The organism is Bradyrhizobium sp. KZN70725 (genome assembly GCF_055264925.1).
The window spans coordinates 1-16,129 of sequence record NZ_JBUYWT010000061.1 but is presented as its reverse complement, the minus strand read 5'-3'; the positions used below and the strand labels follow the sequence as shown (position 1 = coordinate 16,129).

Sequence of the window (16,129 nt, the reverse complement as noted above, 5' to 3'; positions counted from 1 at the left end):
GGCCAAGCCAACGGGTCGGCGCAAAGCGCCGCCCGATGACAGGCTCCGCGCGAGCCGGGACCCATAACCATCACTGCCCATTGTCACGAAGGCTGGGGCACAGCGAGCCCCAACAACGAGACCCTGTGGTTATGGGTCCCTGCTTTCGCATGGACGACAGTGGCCGTAGGGTGGCTAACCCGCCCTACGCAGATTGCGAAGCAATCAATAACGACGTCGTCCTGGACAAGCGAGCGTAGCGAGCGCGATCCAGGACCCATTACCACCGGCCTGCGTCATCGCGCAGGGCGGTGGTCAGACCCAGCAACACAACAAGCACTCGGGGTAATGGGTCCTGGCTTTCGCCAGGACGACCCCGTGCTTGACGGCGCAGCCTAATCCACCATCTCCGCGACGGCCTTGCCGCATGCCGTGGTGTCGGCATTGCCGCCGAGATCGCGCGTGCGCAGCGTGCGTTCGCCGAGCGTGCGCTCGATCGCGCCGACGATCGCAGCCGCCGCCTGCTTCTCGCCGAGATGCTCCAGCATCATCGCGCCCGACCAGATCATGCCGATCGGGTTGGCAATACCCTGCCCGGCAATGTCGGGCGCCGAGCCGTGCACCGGCTCGAACACCGAAGGGAAGTCGCCTTCCGGATTGATGTTGCCCGACGGCGCGATGCCGATCGTGCCGGTGCAGGCCGGGCCGAGATCGGAGAGGATGTCCCCGAACAAATTGGAGCCGACCACGACGTCGAACCAGTCCGGATGCAGCACGAAGTTCGCGGTCAGGATATCGATGTGGTACTTGTCCCACTTCACGCCGGGATATTTCTTGGCCATCGCCTCCACGCGCTCGTCCCAATAGGGCATGGTGATGGAGATGCCGTTCGACTTGGTCGCCGAGGTCAGATGCTTCTTCGGCCGCGACTGCGCCAGATCGAACGCAAATTTCAGGATGCGGTCGACGCCGGTGCGGGTCATCACGGTTTGCTGGGTGACGAATTCGCGGTCGGTGTCCGGGAACATGCGGCCGCCGACGGACGAGTATTCGCCCTCGGTGTTCTCGCGCACCACCCAGAAATCGATGTCGCCGGGCTTGCGGTTCGCCAGCGGCGACGGCACGCCGGGCATCAGCCGCACCGGGCGCAAATTGACGTACTGGTCGAACTCGCGGCGGAATTTTATGAGCGATCCCCACAACGAGATATGGTCGGGTATTTTCGCCGGCCAGCCGACCGCGCCGAAATAGATCGCATCATGCTTGCCGATCTGGTTCTTCCAGTCGGCCGGCATCATCTCGCCGTGCTTCTCGTAATAGTCGTAGGAAGCGAAGTCGAAATGGTCGAACTTCACGTCGACGCCGTGCTTCTTGGCCGCCGCCTCGATGACGCGCAGGCCCTCCGGCATCACTTCCTTGCCGATGCCGTCGCCGGGAATGACCGCAATCCGATACTGCTTCTTTGCGCTGCTCATCGAGAACACCCTTGTGATTTGCCCGGCCGGCAATGCCGCCTATTCTGATGGTCCTGCAATGGACCAAACTTTGCGCGAGCGCAACGCCGCAGTACAGTGTTGAAGGCGGCGCGACCCTGCCCCACCAAATTCGCCGACACCCACTCCCCATACCAAGCGAGACATCCCATGGATCTGCATCTGCGCGGCAAGCGTGTCCTGATCACCGGCGCCTCCAAGGGCATTGGCGCGGCCGCCGCCGAAGCCTTTGCCGAGGAAGGCGCCAACCTCCTGCTCGCCGCCCGCAACGGCGACCAGCTCAAGGCGCTCGCCGAGCGGCTGCGCTCCGCGCACCAGATATCTGCCGCGACCAGCGTGGTGGATCTGCGCAAGTCCGAGGATCTCGCGCGCCTCGCCGGGGAGGCCGCCGACATCGATATCCTTGTCAACAATGCTGGCGATATCCCCGGCGGCTCGATCGACAAGATCGACGAGGCGACCTGGCGGCATGCGTGGGAGCTCAAGGTGTTCGGTTACGTCAATCTGACGCGCGCGATCTACGCCCAGATGAAGGCGCGCGGCGGAGGCGTGATCGTCAATGACATCGGCGCGGCCGGCGAGAAGTTCGACGCCAATTACATCTGCGGCAGTGCCGGCAATGCCGCGCTGATGGCGTTCACCCGCGCGCTCGGCGGCAAGAGCCTCGCCGACAGTATCCGCGTCGTCGGCATCAATCCCGGCCCGGTCGGGACCGACCGCCACGTCACGCTGCTCAAGACCCGCGCCAAGAACCAGTTCGGCGACGAGAACCGCTACAAGGAATTCCAGAAGGGCCTGCCGCTCGGCCGGCCCGCACATGCACGCGAGATCGGCGACCTGATGGCGTTCCTCGCCTCCGACCGCGCGGGCTATACGTCGGGCGTGATCTACACGGTGGATGGCGGGCTGACGTCGGGATGGGGTTAGAAATCGCCCCTCCGCTTGTACCGCCGTCATCCTGAGGAGCCGCGCGTAGCGCGGCGTCTCGAAGGATGGGCCACTGGCTGCGCCATCCTTCGAGGCTCGCCGAAGAGGCTCGCACCTCAGGACGACGCCGTCCGCTCGAACAGCTGCCGGATCAGCGTCGTGATGCGGCCCTGCGGCGCCAGCATCTGGTTCATGATAGAGAAATGATCGGCGCCGGCGATCTCCTCATAGGTCACCGGCAGGCCGTAGCGGGCGCGATGGCCGGCGAAATCGGCGGTCTGCTTGCGCAGCAGCGGCAATTCGGCGCTGCCGACCACCAGCGACAGCGGCTTTGCCGTGCCGCCCTCCGCCACCATCGGCGAGTTGCGCCGCGACGCCGCTTCGTCGAGCTTGAGCTTCTCGTTGAGGTAGGAATGCCTGATCGGCTCGAGGTCGTAGATGCCCGAGATCGCCATGCCGGCCCGGACATGGGCATTCGACAGCGCCATCGATGTCAGATGTCCGCCGGCCGACCAGCCCGACACCACGATGCCCTCGGCAGCGCCCCCGAGCGCGGGCAACTGCCCGGCCAGAAAGTCGATGCCGGCATGGATCTCGGCGACGATGTCATCGAGCGTCGCATCCGGCGCGAGCGTATAGCCGATCAGCGCGACATTGATGCCATGGGCCATCGGCCCCTCGGCGAAGATCGTGAACACTTCCTTGGCACGGGTCTGCCAATAGCCGCCGTGGATGAACAAGAGCGTCGGTGCGCCGTCGCGGACTTTCAGGAAGTCGATCCGGTTGCGCTCGCGCGAGCCGTATCTGAGGTCGAGACGGCCGGCGTGCTTTTGCCGCAGTGCCGCCGAGCGTTGCTCCCAGCCGGCGGCGATCTCGGCGCTGCCCTTGACGGCAACGCCGTTGTTCAAGCCGAGGTCACGCTCCTGCTGGCTCATCGCGCGCCAGTCCAGCGCGGAAAACAACGCTGCCATCCCTGCCCCTTCGGTTCTCGTCGCATTGCCACGACGGCAGGAAATGTTCTACAGCACAAGCAAACAGAAGGCATAGGAGCAACGGCGCATGGCTGATCAGGGCTTGGTGAAGGAAACGGCGTGTGCCGTCGTCGAGAAGCTGAAGGCCGGCGACGTCACGCCGCTCGATCTGCTCGACGTGCTGGAGACGCGCATCGCCGAGGTGGACGGCAAGGTCAACGCACTGCCGACGCTGTGCTTCGACCGCGCCCGCACCCACGCCAAGGCCCTGATGCAGAAACCGGTCAGCGAGCGCGGCCTGCTCGCGGGCCTTCCGGTTCCGATCAAGGACCTCACCGCCGTCTCCGGCGTGCTGACCACGCTGGGCTCGCCGATCTTCAAGGACAACGTCCCGGCGAAGTCCGACATCCTGGTCGAGCGTCTCGAAGAGAATGGCGGCGTGATCTACGCCAAGTCGAACACGCCGGAATTCGGCGCCGGCGCCAACACCTTCAACGAGGTGTTCGGCCCGACCCGCAATCCCTGGGACACATCGCGCTCGGCCGCCGGCTCCTCCGGCGGCGCCGCGGCGGCACTTGCGAGCGGCACCGCGTGGCTGGCGCACGGCTCCGACATGGGCGGCAGCCTGCGCAACCCGGCGAGCTTCTGCGGCATCGTCGGCCTCCGGCCGTCGATCGGCCGCGTCGCGCAGACGCCGAAATTCGGCGTCGACCGCACGCTCGGCCAGCAGGGACCGATGGCGCGCAATGTCGAGGACCTCGCGCTGCTGCTCGACGCGATGAGCGGCGAGCATGCCGCCGATCCGCTGTCGCTGCCCGCACTGCCGACGTCGTTCCTGTCGGCGGCGCGGTCAGGCAGCAGGCCGAAGCGCATCGCCTATTCGCCCGATCTCGGCATCACGCCGGTCGATCCCGAGGTCAAGGCGGTGACCCGCAAGGCGGCGGAGCGGTTCGCGGCAGCCGGTGCGATCGTCGAGGAGGCGCATCCCGATTTCAGCGAAGCCCATGAATGCTTCCACGTGCTGCGCGCGTTCGATTTCGCAATCAGCAAGGCCGAACTGCTGCGCACCAAACGCGATCTGCTGAAGCCCGAGGTGATCTGGAACATCGAGGAAGGGTTGAAGCTCACGGTCGAGAAGCTCGAACGCGCCGAGGCGCAGCGCGTCGCGATGACGGCGCGTACGCTCGAATTCTTCGACAAGTACGACCTGCTGCTGGCGCCCGCGACCATCGTGGCGCCGTTCCCGGTCGAGAACCGCTATGTCGCCGAGTGCGACGGCAAGAAGTTCGACAACTACGTCGAATGGCTCGGCATCGTCTACGCGATCACGCTGGCCTGCTGCCCGGCGCTGTCGCTGCCCTGCGGCTTCACCGCCTCGGGCCTGCCGGTCGGCCTGCAGATGGTCGCAAAGCCGCGCGCCGAGGCGCAGCTGCTGGCCGGCGCGAAAGTGCTGGAGGACATTCTGGGCGTGCGCGGCACCACGCCGATCGATCCGCGGCCGCCGCGATCCTGACCCTTATGGTGGAGAGGCGGGCGATACCCTCCACTTCGTCATTGCGAGCGAAGCGAAGCAATCTGTCACCGAGCGCGCAGAACGATGGATTGCTTCGTCGTTTCAGCGCAAAATTGCTCTGCAATTTTGTCGCGAGCTCCTCGCAATCCAGGGGCTATCTATCTCTATGGGACGAAGGGATAGGCTGCAGACGATCTGCCCTACGCCTTATCCTCCGTCGCCTGCAGCGCCACGGTGAGTGCCGCCTTGGTCTGCTCGACGATTTCGTCCAGCAACTCCTCGCGGCTGATCTGCGCGGACTCGCCGGTCAGCAGTCCCTGCTCGGCGAGCATCACGATGCCGTGCAGCCCGGCCCAGATCTTCAGCGCCTGCCGCTCGCGCAGCAGGCCGACCGCGGGCGCCTCGAACGACTCGATCAGCAGTGCCAGCGTTTCCATCGCCGCGGTGTGCAGTTCGCTGCCCTTGGGCGCGCAGGCCATGGTGCGCGACGCGAACATCAGCCGGTAGATGCCGTGGCGCTCGAGCCCGAAGGCGAGCGCGGCCTGGGCAAAGCGCGACAGCTTCGAGCCCTTGCTCGACTGCTCGATCGCCTCGCGCATGATCACGTTGAACTGCCGGAATGCTTCCGCGGTCACCGCCTCCAGCAGCGCCTCGCGGTCGGCGAAATGCCGGTACGGCGCCGGCTGCGAGACGCCGAGCTGCTTGGCCAGCGCCTTGATGCTGATCGCCTCGGGACCACCGAGCTCGACCTCGCGTAACGCGGCCTGGATCAGGGCTTCGCGGAGGTCGCCATGGTGGTAGGTTTTGAACGGCTTACGAACGATTTGTCCCATTGCGGCAATGATCGCTGAATTTTCGCTTGACGCGCAAGCGCGACGATAATGTAATATACTATAACTTGGCGATCCGGTTAAGAGGGCCGGCCGCCCAAGCAAGCCAAGAGCTTGCCTAAACAAGAACTTGCCTAAACAAGGCTTGCATAAACCGGAATGAGGAACCCGGCGCAACCCACAATGCGCCAGAGCCGAGGGAGGTGCTTGCATGTCCAAGCTCAGAATCCGCGTCGACCAGGACAAGTGCCAGGGTCACGCCCGCTGCAAATCACTCGCCCCCGAACTGTTCGAGCTCGACGACTACGGCAACGCCCATGAGGTCGGCGACGGGACGGTCCCGGCCGGGCTCGAGGACAAGGCCTGGCTCGCGCAGACCAATTGCCCGGAAATCGCGATCGAAGTCACCGAGGAATGACGGCCAGCCGGGGACGGCCGTGCGCCGCCCGTTGAGCCAACCAGCGTTTGATCGAACGAGAAGGAAACGAGCTGATGTCCGATTCCCCGTCCGCAAGCTATCTGCCCGAACATCCCCCGGTCTCCGACTGGGTCCATGATTTCGACCATACCGATCCGGTCTGGACCGACGACCCGTTCCCGATCTGGGAGACGCTGCGCGCGGCTTCGCCCGTCGTGCATACCGAGCGCTTCCTCGGCTGCTACATGCCGACCACCTATCAGGCGGTGAAGGAGATCGCCTACGACACCGAGCACTTCTCCTCGCGCCGCGTCATCGTGCGCGACATCCGCCCCGAGATCACCGCTCGCGCGCCGCCGATCACCTCCGATCCGCCGGAGCACAAGCCCGCCAAGCAGGTGCTGCTGCCGCCGTTCACGCCGAACGCGATGAAGCGGCTGGAGCCGCGGGTGCGCGCGATCTGCAACGAGCTGATCGACGAATTCATCGCCGATGGCCATTGCGACGCCGCCGCGCGCTACACCAAGCACATCCCGGTGCGCGCCATCGCCCATATGCTGGGAATTCCCGAGAAGGACGGCGACCTGTTCATCAAATGGATCCACCAGATCCTCGAGCTCGGCATCAAGAACGAAGACGAGCTGATGAACGGCGTGCGCGAGATGACCGGCTACTTCGTGGCCCATCTCGAGCAGCGCAAGCTCGAGCCGGGCGACGATCTGATCTCGCAGCTGCTGCGGGCCAAGGGCCCCGGCGGCCAGCCGCTCACCGACGAGCATGTGCTCGGCTCGCTGCGGCTGCTCTTGATCGCCGGCATCGACACCACCTGGAGCGCGATCGGCTCCTCGCTCTGGCACCTCGCCAAGACGCCGGCCGATCGCGAGCGCCTGATTGCGGAGCCGGCGCTGATCCCGACCGCGATCGAGGAATTCCTGCGCGCCTATTCGCCGGTGACGATGGCGCGCGAGGTGATGAAGGAGACCACGATCTCCGGCTGCCCTGTGAAGGCAGGCAACATGGTGCTGCTGTCCTTCCCCGCCGCCAATCGCGATCCCGCCATGTTCCCCGATGCCGACAAGGTGGTGATCGACCGCAAGGAGAACCGCCACGCCGCCTTCGGCCTCGGCATCCACCGCTGCGTCGGTTCCAACCTTGCGCGGATGGAGATGCAGGTCGCGATCGAGGAATGGCTGAAGCGAATCCCTGATTTCCGGCTCGATCCGGCCGGCAAGGTCACCTGGTCGGAAGGCACGGTGCGCGGCCCGCGTCAACTGCCCGTTCTGTTCGGCAGCAACGCCTGAGGAACCCGACAGCGGTTACATCGCGTCACCCAATGAGGTAGCTTGCCCCGGAATCGAACCGACGAGTCCGGGAGCAATGCCATGACCCAACAAACCGCTCAGCCCGCGAGCGATCATCTCGACATCCACGATGTCGAGCGGCGGGTGAAGGCGATCTTCATCGGCTCGGTCGGCAATCTCGTCGAGTGGTACGATTTTTACGCCTACACGGCGTTTGCGCTGTATTTCGCGCCGGCGTTCTTCCCGCACAGCGACCCGGTGGTGCAGCAGCTCAATGCGGCCGTGCTGTTTGCCGCGACCTTCCTCATGCGCCCGCTCGGCGGCTGGCTGTTCGGCTTCATCGCCGACCGCTATGGCCGGCGGCTGTCATTAACCCTCTCGGTGGTCTGCATGTGCTTCGGCTCGCTGATCATCGCGGTGACGCCGACCTATGCCTCGATCGGCATCGCCGCCCCGGCGATCCTGGCGCTGGCCCGCGTGATCGAGGGCCTGAGCCTCGGCGGCGAATATGGCGCCAGCGCCACCTATCTCAGCGAGGTCGCCGATCCCAAGCACCGCGGCTTCTATTCCAGTTTCCAGTACGTCACGCTGATCGGCGGCCAGCTCACCGCGATCATCGTGCTGCTGTTGCTGCAAAAGGTGTTCCTGACGCCCGACGAGCTGAAGGCCTGGGGCTGGCGGATTCCGTTCGTGATCGGCGCCATGCTCGCGATCGTCGCGGCGGTGATGCGCCGCAGCCTGCATGAGACCGAGGCCTTCGAGGAGGCCAAGAAGGTTTCCAAACCGACCGGCTCGATCGTCGGCTTGTTGAACTATCCGCGCGAATTGCTGCTGGTGGTCGGCCTCACCGCCGGCGGCACCGCGGCGTTCTATACCTTCACCACCTACATGCAGACCTTCGTGAAGCTGTCGGTCGGCCTCACCGAGGACCAGACCACCTTCGTGATCTTCGGCTCGCTGATCTTCGCGACCATCCTGCAACCGATCTATGGCGGGCTCTCCGATAAGATCGGCCGCAAGCCGCTGCTGATCTTCTTCGGCATCGCCGGCACGCTCGGCACGATCCCGATCCTGACCGCGCTGAAGGATACCAAGTCGCCGTTCATGGCCTTCCTTCTGATCTGCGGCGCCTGGATCTTCGTCGCCGGCTACACCTCGATCAACGCGATCGTGAAGGCCGAGCTGTTTCCAACCAACGTCCGCGCGCTCGGCGTCGGCCTGCCCTACGCCATCACGGTGTCGATCTTCGGCGGCACCGCGCCGGCGGTCGCGCTCTATTTCAAGAGCATCGGGCATGAGGACTGGTTCTACTACTATCTCAGCGGCATGATTTTCCTGTCGCTGCTGATCTACTCGACGATGCGCGATACCAAGCGCGACTCCGCGATGCATCGCCACGAATGATCGCACGACGCCATGACCGACGATAACGAACCGCCCGAGAGCAAGCTGACGCGCAGCAAGCAGCGCTGGGCACGCGAAGGCAAATTCCTCACCGGCAAGGTCACCCGCCCGGAGGAGCAGCGCCTGCCGCCGGGCCAGCATCTGACGGCGGATTGGCCGGTGCTCGATCTCGGGCTGATGCCGAACATCTCCCAGGAGCGCTGGCGGCTCGACGTCTACGGCGCGGTCGAGCAGACCATCTACTGGACCTGGCAGCAGTTCATGGCGCAGCCGCAAACGCAATTCGTCTCCGACATTCACTGCGTCACGACCTGGTCGCGCTACGACAACCAGTGGGAAGGGCTCGCCACAAGCGACCTGCTCGCCGCCTGCCAGCCGCGCGAGGACGCGCGCTTCGTCGCGCTGCATTCCTATGACGGCTATACGACCAACCTGCCGCTCGAAGACTTTGCCGCCGAGGACGCGCTGCTCGCCCATAGCTGGTCGGGCAAGCCGCTGGAGCAGGAGCATGGCGGCCCGGTGCGGCTCGTGGTGCCCCACCTCTATTTCTGGAAGAGCGCGAAGTGGCTGCAGCGCATCGAATTCCTCACCGAGGACGCGCCCGGCTTCTGGGAGGTGCGCGGTTATCACAATCGCGGTGATCCCTGGGCCGAACAGCGCTATTCTGGCGACTGACACACCAACAAGATGATGGAGCCTGCCCGTGCCGCACGAACGCTTTCAATTCACCGGTGTTGGCGGCCATCAGCTGGCCGCCGCGCTTGACACGCCCGACGGGCCGATCAAGGCCTATGCGCTGTTCGCGCACTGCTTCACCTGCGGCAAGGACGTGCTGGCCGCAAAGCGCATCGCGGTCGCGCTCGCGGCCAAGGGCATCGCCACGCTGCGCTTCGACTTCACCGGCCTCGGCTCCAGCGAGGGCGAGTTCGCCAACTCGACCTTCTCGTCGAACGTCGCCGATCTCGTCCGCGCCGCCGACCATCTGCGCGAGATGCGCACAGCACCCGCGATCCTGATCGGCCACAGCCTGGGCGGCGCCGCGATCCTCGCCGCCGCGGGTCAAATCCCCGAGGCCAAGGCGGTCGCGACCATCGCCGCGCCGTCAGATCCCGTCCATGTCACGCATTTCTTCAGAGACCGGATCGAGGACATTCGCACGCAGGGCGAAGGCGAAGTCTCGCTCGCGGGCCGCCCGTTCCGCATCAAGCGCGAATTCCTCGACGACGTCGCCGAGCAGAAGTTGATGGCGCAGGTGAAGCAGCTGCACAAGGCGCTGCTGATCATGCATTCGCCGACCGACGACACCGTCGGCATCGACAACGCCACGCATATCTTCAGCGCCGCCAGGCACCCCAAGAGCTTCGTCTCGCTGGCCGAGGCCGACCATCTCTTGAGCGGCAAACAGGATGCCGCCTACGTCGCCGACGTGATCGGCGCCTGGGCCGAACGCTATATCGATATCGCGCCGCAACCGGCGGCAGATACCGGCAGTGCGCCGCGCAATGTCGTGGTGCAGGAGACCCGCGCCGGCAAGTTTCAGCAGATTGTCACGGCAGGCCCGCATCGCATGCTGGCCGACGAGCCGGTCGCGGTCGGCGGCCAGGATTCCGGCCCCGGGCCGTACGACTTCGTGCTGGCCGGGCTAGGCGCCTGCACCTCGATGACGATGCGGATGTATGCCGACCGCAAATCGCTGCCGCTCGATCGCGTTACCGTGACGCTCACGCACAGCAAGATCTATGCGAAGGATTGCGAGGAGTGCGAGACGCGCGAGGGCATGCTCGACCAGATCGACCGCGTCATCAGGATCGAGGGCGACCTCGACGCCGACCAGCGCAAGCGGCTGATGGAGATCGCCGACAAGTGCCCGGTGCACAAGACGCTGACGTCGGAGGTGCGGATCGTCACCAAGGCCGCGGAGTAAGCCTGCGACACAGCGAGACGGGTCGTGCCGTAGCAGCATCTGGGCGGCGTCCCTCTCCCGCACGAGGGCCGTCGCAGGGGCGTGCTAAAAAATATCGAAAACAACCCCATGCAAAGGTGCCGGCGGCCGCCGGCGCTCGACAAGGCAACTTGACACGTCGGGCAACTCAGGGATATCTTCCATTATTCCGAAATCGTGCGAGCGTCCCTTTGCCCGCGCGCCGCGCGCTTGCCGGTCAGGCAGTTCGCCATGATCCGCACCGCGGCGCCGATCTCGTTCTCGCGCCAGGCGGCGAAGCCGAGCAACAGGCCGTGGTCGCGCGGCCGCTCCAGCGCGAGGCTCGACAGTGCGCGCACCTCGACGCCGGCGACCACCAGGCGCGTCACAGCATCCCGGTCCGCACGGCCATCCTTGAAACGGGCAATCAGCTGCATGCCGCCCGGCGGCACCTCGGCGGTGAGCACCTCGCCGAGCTGCCGCGCCAGCGCCGCCGCGAGGTGATCGCGGCGCGCGCGATAGATCCGCCGCATCCGCCTGACATGCGCCAGGAAATACCCGTCGGCCATGAAGCCGGCCAGCGCCTCCTGGACATGCACGGAGGCGATCAGCCCGAGATGGCGCTGCGCGATCTCCATCGTCCGCGCCAGTGATGGCGGCACCACCAGATAGCCGATGCGGATATCGGCGGTCATCGCCTTGGCGAAGGTGCCAAGATAGAGCACGCGTCCCTCGCGATCGAGCCCCTGCAGCGCCGGCATCGGGCGACTGTCATAGTGAAACTCGCCGTCGTAATCGTCCTCGACGATCCAGGTCTTGCCGGGCTCGGCAGAAGCCAACAGCTCGGTGCGGCGCGCGACCGGCATCACGCGCCCTGTGGGGTGCTGATGCGAGGGCGTGGTGAAGATCAGCTTCGGCGCGCGCGTCGCGCGCGTCCGCATCATGCCCCATTGATCGAGGCTGACACCGACGACGTTTGCACCGGCGGCACGAAACGCCGCCGCCGCACCGGGATAGCCGGGATCCTCGGTCCACACCGCATCGCCGGCGACGATGGTGGTCGCGGCGATCAGCGTCAGCGCCGCCTGCGCCGTCGGCAGCACCAGGATCTGATCGGCCTCGGCGCGCACGCCGCGGCTGACTTCGAGATAATCGCGCAAGGCCTCGCGCAGGCTCGGCCGGTTGACCACGGTCTGGTCATTGAAGCGGCGGCGCAATGCGCTGCGACGCAGGCAGCGCGCCCAGATCTCGTGCGGAAACTCCCGTGCATCCGCAAGCCCGGGACGCAGCGGCCGGAAATCGGCCTGGTAGGACAGCGGCCAATCCGTATCGGAGAGCTGCAACGCCCAAGGCGACAGCAGCGGCTTGCGGGCGGCATCACGGCGTGGCGCGGGCAGAGCCTTGGCGAAGCGCGCCTCGATATCGTCGGTCACAACCGGCCGCCGCCGCGCCGCGACCCGCAGATACCCTTCGGCGACGAGCTGCTCATAGGCATGCGTCACGGTGTTGCGCGCCACGTCGAGCTCGGCCGCAAGGCTGCGGCTCGATGGCAGCATGGCGCCGCTCCTGATCCGGCCGCTCGCCATCAGCGCGCGAAGCTGCTGGGTCAACTGCGCGGCCAGCCCGGCATCGTCCGATCGCTTCAGCGCGAGCAATTCGGCGAGGATCAATCTGGCTCCACTATTCTACCAAATCTGGCTCTTTCGAGAGAGCCAGCATGATCCTATTCACAAGCGGTATTGCCTGCAAGGATCCTGCCGTGAACCAGTCACTCTCCCCCGCCAAGGCCGCCGCCCTGTTCATCGTCGTGGTGCTGGCCTGGGGCATCAACTGGTCGGTCACGAAATCGCTGGTCGAGGCGGTGCCGCCGCTGTGGACCGCATCGATCCGCAGCTGGGTCGCCCTGATCGCGCTGCTGGTGATCCTGCGCGCCAGCGGCAATTTGATCATTCCGCGGATCGCCGATGTCCCGGTCGTGCTCAGCGTGGCGCTGCTGCACATGACGTTTTTCTCGACGCTGGTCGCCGCCGGCCTGCGCTATCTCCCGGCCAGCAAGGGCGTCGTGCTCGGCTACACCACGCCGCTCTGGGTCGCGCTTGCCGCGGCCGCCGCGCGCACCGAACGGCTCGGGACGCTCAAGCTTGTCGGCGTCGCGCTGGGACTCGCCGGGCTCGGCGTGATCCTCAACCCGGCGTCGCTGGACTGGAGCAATCTGCATGTCCTCGCCGGCGCCGGCATGATCATCATCGCCGCGATCTGCTGGGCCGCGAACATCATCTATATCCGCTCGCACCGCTGGATCGCGACGCCGCTGCAATTGCTGCTGTGGCAGGTGCTGGTCGCGACGCTGGTGCTGACGATGTCGGCGCTCGTCACCGAAGGCGTGCCCGAGGTGAAATGGTCGCCACACCTCCTGCTGCTGTTCCTCTATTCCGGCTTCATCGGTACGGCGTTGGCCTATTGGGCGATGTCCATGGTCAACAAGAGCCTGCCGGCACTGACCACCTCGCTCGGCACCACGGCGACGCCGATCGTCGGTATCGTGACCGCAGCCCTCTTGCTCGGCGAGCCGATCGATCTCTCGCTGGCGATTGCCGCGGCCCTGATCGTCGGTGGGATCGCGCTGAGCTCGCTCGCGGATGCGCCGTCGCGTGCGTAATTAGGACCTGTGCTCATAGATTCGTCACGTCCGCTTCGGTCTCGGAAGCTGACGTCGAAACCGACGCGCTGCATGTCGGCCTTGGGCCACAAGCGGTCCTCAACAGGACGAATGTCGCGCAGCCGGCTTCCCTTTGTAAGCCATTTCACACAGTAGCGAAGCGCCGCCCATTATGATTACTTGAGGGACTGCCCCCAAAACGGGAGGTCGAGATGCCAACGTCATCTCACCTTTTGCGATGGTCGACCGAGATGCTGCCGGAGCGCGTGCGGTTCTCCACGTTCCGTGAGGAGTTTGCGCGGCTGAACCTCGCGTTGGACGTGATAGACCACAGCGGTGGCCGCCCACGTATCGACGTCACCTGCTTGTCGCTCGGTGCGGTTGGCGTTTGTAGCCTTGTCACGACGCCGGTGGAGTTTATTCGTCACAAACACCACCTCAAGGATAGCCGTGAGCAATTCGGACTGAACCTCGTCGAGGCTGGACCGGTCCAATTTGCAAATGCTGGCCAAGAGTATGGCTATGACGTCGGCTCCGCTTGTTTGGTCGATCGGGGAAGGACGCTGCGAGTATTTGGGCCGCGTGGGGGGAGCGTCAAATTCGTAACCGTGCAGGCTGCCGCCCTTAGGTCTCTGGTGGCCAACCCGGAAGACCTATCAGGTCGGCCAGTGCGTTCCGGACCGGCGCTGAGACTTCTCAACCGCTACCTGCGGTCGCTCGCATCCTTCAAAGAACCTCCGTCATCAGAGCTAGCCGCCACCGTCGGCGTACATCTCCTCGATCTTGTCGCCGCGACGCTCGGGCCGACCGACCAAGCAACAGACATCATTACGGAGCGCGGTGTGAAGGCAGCAAGGCTGCAGGCGATCCTAGCGGAAGTCGCGAGACGCTACAGCGATCCCAATTTCGATTTGAACAAGGTCGCTGGGGCGATCGGCATGTCGCGGCGATACGTGCAAAAATTGCTCGAGGAGGGGACCGGAAAGTCTTTCACCGAGCATCTTGCAGGACGCCGGCTCGAGCGTGCCTTCGCGATGTTGACTGACCCGCACCATCTGCATTTGGCCATCATCGACATCGCGTATGCAGTCGGCTTTGGTGACGTTTCTAATTTCAATCGCACGTTCCGCCGGCACTTCGGCGAGACGCCCTCAGGTGTGCGCGCCGCATCGACCATGCGGGAGCAGAAGTGATCCTGCGGCTCCTTACCAGTGCGCCGACGATGCCGCAGAATGCGAGTATTTGCGGGCTTCGCGAACACCCTTTCTTTAACATCATCGCCAAGAGGCGCATACCGACGTCGCAGGGAATGAGCGCTAGACATGCAGACCGTCAGCTTAGGGCTAGCAGGCAACATCGAAATGAATTAGGCCGCCAACTGAGGCGGCCTGGTCATGTGACCAAAGTTGGTGGTCACTTCTCAACTTCCACGATGTATCGCCGTATCGTTTTCGCGGTTTTCGCGCCCTCAGGTGCAAGGTCCTTCCAGACCTTGGACTGGAAAAATGCTATGGCGGCATCTGCGCTATCCCACTCGGTCATGGCCACACTGATTGGAGCAGGCCCGCCCTCCGCGTGGAAAACTCTGCCTTTCAAAGTCCCCATTGAGCGGCCACCGGCCTCGGCCAGTGCCCTTCTCGCTGCCTCGATATAAGCGGGCGAAACAGTTGCACCAGCAATTGGTTCGATCTCACCGATACTGTAGGCCTTCAGCTTGGTTTGAGCGTGCAAACCTTGGAACGCGAACCCGCCGATTGCGATGCCGCTGAGCAGTGACAATGCCATCAAGTATTGAGTTCTCATGATTTCCTCCAGCTTGCCGATAACCGGCCGGGCGAGAGTAGGGTGAGAGGCAGCCGCACTCAACTTCGATAAAAGCGCGAGGGACTTCCGGTTACCCTCGAAGAGCCAACCTCTCGGGAGTCATGCAGACCATCAGCTTAGGGCCATCCCGGACTCATGCGTGCGATGACCATCCTACTCGATCACCTCGTCGGCATTGGCAGGCAACGCACGAGAATGATGAGCCGGAGCACGCTGCGGTGGTGAGATTGAATGCAAAGACATCTCAACGTATTGGCTCGATCCATTGGGCGCGCGACGGCCCCGGCTCAAAGGGATCACCGAAGTACTGGGTTTCACGAACGACCTTCCCGCCTCTGAATTCCATGATGCTCACCGTGTAAGATGGCAAGCCGTCGTATGTAAGGACAAATTCAGTAACCCAAAGGTCGGCAGCGCCGAGTATGCGTCGCACCGTAAAGCGCTTCTTGTTCGGCTGCGCAAAACGAGACGCTTGAATATTGCGTCGACCGCGGATTCTCTCCCCGGATTGAGGGTACTCAAGCACGGCATCATCACGGTAAATCTCATGCTCCGCCTCGAAGTCATTTGCATCTGAGGCTGCCCAGTGATGATCCAAAGCCGCTCGAATGGTTTGATCTTCATTCATTCTCTTCCCTCGCGTCGCAATGCTGCATATTATCTCCAAAACGGAGCATCGGCACGAACGGAATGTCTGCTGAGGGGCCATAAGCCGCCGATAACTACCGAACCGGGCAACTTCCGCTTTATGACGGGAAGCCGACGGTTATGAGTACACGCCTAGGACCGATCGACATTCATTGCATCCAGATCATTGCGGCAGCGAGATGGATGAAGCCGGTAAAGTTGTCAGATCGCCTGTCATAACGGGTTGCCAAGCGTCGGAAGT

The 16,129-nt window shown here is 64.3% G+C and carries 15 protein-coding genes; 9 read left to right on the top strand and 6 right to left on the bottom strand.

What is annotated here, in order from left to right; translation table 11 throughout:
• Positions 1-374: 374 nt before the first annotated feature.
• Positions 375-1,454, bottom strand: a complete 1,080-nt coding sequence (locus tag ACZBJS_RS35470) for a tartrate dehydrogenase (protein ID WP_057017663.1) — start codon at positions 1,452-1,454, stop codon at positions 375-377.
• 168 nt (positions 1,455-1,622) lie between these two features.
• Here ACZBJS_RS35470 and ACZBJS_RS35465 point away from each other — a divergent pair, with 168 nt between their 5' ends.
• Positions 1,623-2,399, top strand: a complete 777-nt coding sequence (locus tag ACZBJS_RS35465; RefSeq protein ID WP_463439843.1) for an SDR family oxidoreductase — start codon at positions 1,623-1,625, stop codon at positions 2,397-2,399.
• 116 nt (positions 2,400-2,515) lie between these two features.
• On the opposite strand, the gene ACZBJS_RS35460 is transcribed toward ACZBJS_RS35465, so the two are convergent.
• The gene (locus tag ACZBJS_RS35460) at positions 2,516-3,370 is read right to left on the bottom strand and encodes an alpha/beta hydrolase (protein WP_463439842.1); all 855 of its coding nucleotides are present in this window, start codon (positions 3,368-3,370) and stop codon (positions 2,516-2,518) included.
• A gap of 88 nt (positions 3,371-3,458) precedes the next feature.
• Here ACZBJS_RS35460 and ACZBJS_RS35455 point away from each other — a divergent pair, with 88 nt between their 5' ends.
• Complete coding sequence (locus ACZBJS_RS35455; protein WP_141340862.1) at positions 3,459-4,883, top strand: amidase; 1,425 nt, start codon at positions 3,459-3,461, stop codon at positions 4,881-4,883.
• 200 nt (positions 4,884-5,083) lie between these two features.
• On the opposite strand, the gene ACZBJS_RS35450 is transcribed toward ACZBJS_RS35455, so the two are convergent.
• On the bottom strand, positions 5,084-5,716 hold the full coding sequence (locus ACZBJS_RS35450) for a TetR/AcrR family transcriptional regulator (protein ID WP_076827173.1): 633 nt from the start codon (positions 5,714-5,716) through the stop codon (positions 5,084-5,086).
• Positions 5,717-5,924: 208 nt separating this feature from the next.
• On the opposite strand from ACZBJS_RS35450, the gene ACZBJS_RS35445 reads away from it, so the two are divergent.
• From ACZBJS_RS35445 to ACZBJS_RS35425, 5 genes are all read left to right on the top strand, one after another.
• Positions 5,925-6,131, top strand: coding sequence for a ferredoxin (locus ACZBJS_RS35445; RefSeq protein WP_463439841.1), 207 nt, complete (start codon positions 5,925-5,927; stop codon positions 6,129-6,131).
• A gap of 74 nt (positions 6,132-6,205) precedes the next feature.
• Complete coding sequence (locus tag ACZBJS_RS35440; RefSeq protein ID WP_463439840.1) at positions 6,206-7,432, top strand: cytochrome P450; 1,227 nt, start codon at positions 6,206-6,208, stop codon at positions 7,430-7,432.
• An 81-nt stretch (positions 7,433-7,513) separates the two neighbouring features.
• Positions 7,514-8,836 carry an MFS transporter gene (locus ACZBJS_RS35435; RefSeq protein WP_456784294.1) on the top strand — a complete coding sequence of 441 codons (1,323 nt, stop codon included), beginning with the start codon at positions 7,514-7,516 and terminating at the stop codon, positions 8,834-8,836.
• 12 nt (positions 8,837-8,848) lie between these two features.
• The gene (locus ACZBJS_RS35430) at positions 8,849-9,511 is read left to right on the top strand and encodes a sulfite oxidase-like oxidoreductase (protein ID WP_253609641.1); all 663 of its coding nucleotides are present in this window, start codon (positions 8,849-8,851) and stop codon (positions 9,509-9,511) included.
• Between the two features lie 28 nt (positions 9,512-9,539).
• Positions 9,540-10,760 (top strand): bifunctional alpha/beta hydrolase/OsmC family protein, encoded by a 1,221-nt coding sequence (locus ACZBJS_RS35425; protein ID WP_463439839.1) that lies wholly within the window; start codon positions 9,540-9,542, stop codon positions 10,758-10,760.
• Between the two features lie 182 nt (positions 10,761-10,942).
• Here ACZBJS_RS35425 and pdxR read toward each other — a convergent pair whose 3' ends face one another.
• A complete protein-coding gene (gene pdxR / locus ACZBJS_RS35420; RefSeq protein ID WP_082653809.1) occupies positions 10,943-12,427 on the bottom strand; it encodes a MocR-like pyridoxine biosynthesis transcription factor PdxR in 1,485 nt (494 codons plus the stop codon).
• Between the two features lie 47 nt (positions 12,428-12,474).
• On the opposite strand from pdxR, the gene ACZBJS_RS35415 reads away from it, so the two are divergent.
• A complete protein-coding gene (locus ACZBJS_RS35415) occupies positions 12,475-13,416 on the top strand; it encodes a DMT family transporter (RefSeq protein WP_076827162.1) in 942 nt (313 codons plus the stop codon).
• Between the two features lie 212 nt (positions 13,417-13,628).
• Positions 13,629-14,609 carry a helix-turn-helix transcriptional regulator gene (locus tag ACZBJS_RS35410; protein WP_463439838.1) on the top strand — a complete coding sequence of 327 codons (981 nt, stop codon included), beginning with the start codon at positions 13,629-13,631 and terminating at the stop codon, positions 14,607-14,609.
• Positions 14,610-14,829: 220 nt separating this feature from the next.
• Here ACZBJS_RS35410 and ACZBJS_RS35405 read toward each other — a convergent pair whose 3' ends face one another.
• Both ACZBJS_RS35405 and ACZBJS_RS35400 read right to left on the bottom strand, forming a co-directional pair.
• The gene (locus ACZBJS_RS35405) at positions 14,830-15,219 is read right to left on the bottom strand and encodes a DUF1330 domain-containing protein (protein ID WP_229190439.1); all 390 of its coding nucleotides are present in this window, start codon (positions 15,217-15,219) and stop codon (positions 14,830-14,832) included.
• 265 nt (positions 15,220-15,484) lie between these two features.
• Positions 15,485-15,868 (bottom strand): nuclear transport factor 2 family protein, encoded by a 384-nt coding sequence (locus ACZBJS_RS35400; protein WP_057017631.1) that lies wholly within the window; start codon positions 15,866-15,868, stop codon positions 15,485-15,487.
• Between the last annotated feature and the right edge of the window lie 261 nt (positions 15,869-16,129).

Bases quoted from the DNA above. Each gene is read 5' to 3' on its own strand.
- ACZBJS_RS35470 (WP_057017663.1), bottom strand. From the start codon at position 1,454: ATGAGCAGCGCAAAGAAGCAGTATCGGATTGCGGTCATTCCCGGCGAC.
- ACZBJS_RS35465 (WP_463439843.1), top strand. From the start codon at position 1,623: ATGGATCTGCATCTGCGCGGCAAGCGTGTCCTGATCACCGGCGCCTCC.
- ACZBJS_RS35460 (WP_463439842.1), bottom strand. From the start codon at position 3,370: ATGGCAGCGTTGTTTTCCGCGCTGGACTGGCGCGCGATGAGCCAGCAG.
- ACZBJS_RS35455 (WP_141340862.1), top strand. From the start codon at position 3,459: ATGGCTGATCAGGGCTTGGTGAAGGAAACGGCGTGTGCCGTCGTCGAG.
- ACZBJS_RS35450 (WP_076827173.1), bottom strand. From the start codon at position 5,716: ATGGGACAAATCGTTCGTAAGCCGTTCAAAACCTACCACCATGGCGAC.
- ACZBJS_RS35445 (WP_463439841.1), top strand. From the start codon at position 5,925: ATGTCCAAGCTCAGAATCCGCGTCGACCAGGACAAGTGCCAGGGTCAC.
- ACZBJS_RS35440 (WP_463439840.1), top strand. From the start codon at position 6,206: ATGTCCGATTCCCCGTCCGCAAGCTATCTGCCCGAACATCCCCCGGTC.
- ACZBJS_RS35435 (WP_456784294.1), top strand. From the start codon at position 7,514: ATGACCCAACAAACCGCTCAGCCCGCGAGCGATCATCTCGACATCCAC.
- ACZBJS_RS35430 (WP_253609641.1), top strand. From the start codon at position 8,849: ATGACCGACGATAACGAACCGCCCGAGAGCAAGCTGACGCGCAGCAAG.
- ACZBJS_RS35415 (WP_076827162.1), top strand. From the start codon at position 12,475: ATGATCCTATTCACAAGCGGTATTGCCTGCAAGGATCCTGCCGTGAAC.
- ACZBJS_RS35410 (WP_463439838.1), top strand. From the start codon at position 13,629: ATGCCAACGTCATCTCACCTTTTGCGATGGTCGACCGAGATGCTGCCG.
- ACZBJS_RS35405 (WP_229190439.1), bottom strand. From the start codon at position 15,219: ATGAGAACTCAATACTTGATGGCATTGTCACTGCTCAGCGGCATCGCA.
- ACZBJS_RS35400 (WP_057017631.1), bottom strand. From the start codon at position 15,868: ATGAATGAAGATCAAACCATTCGAGCGGCTTTGGATCATCACTGGGCA.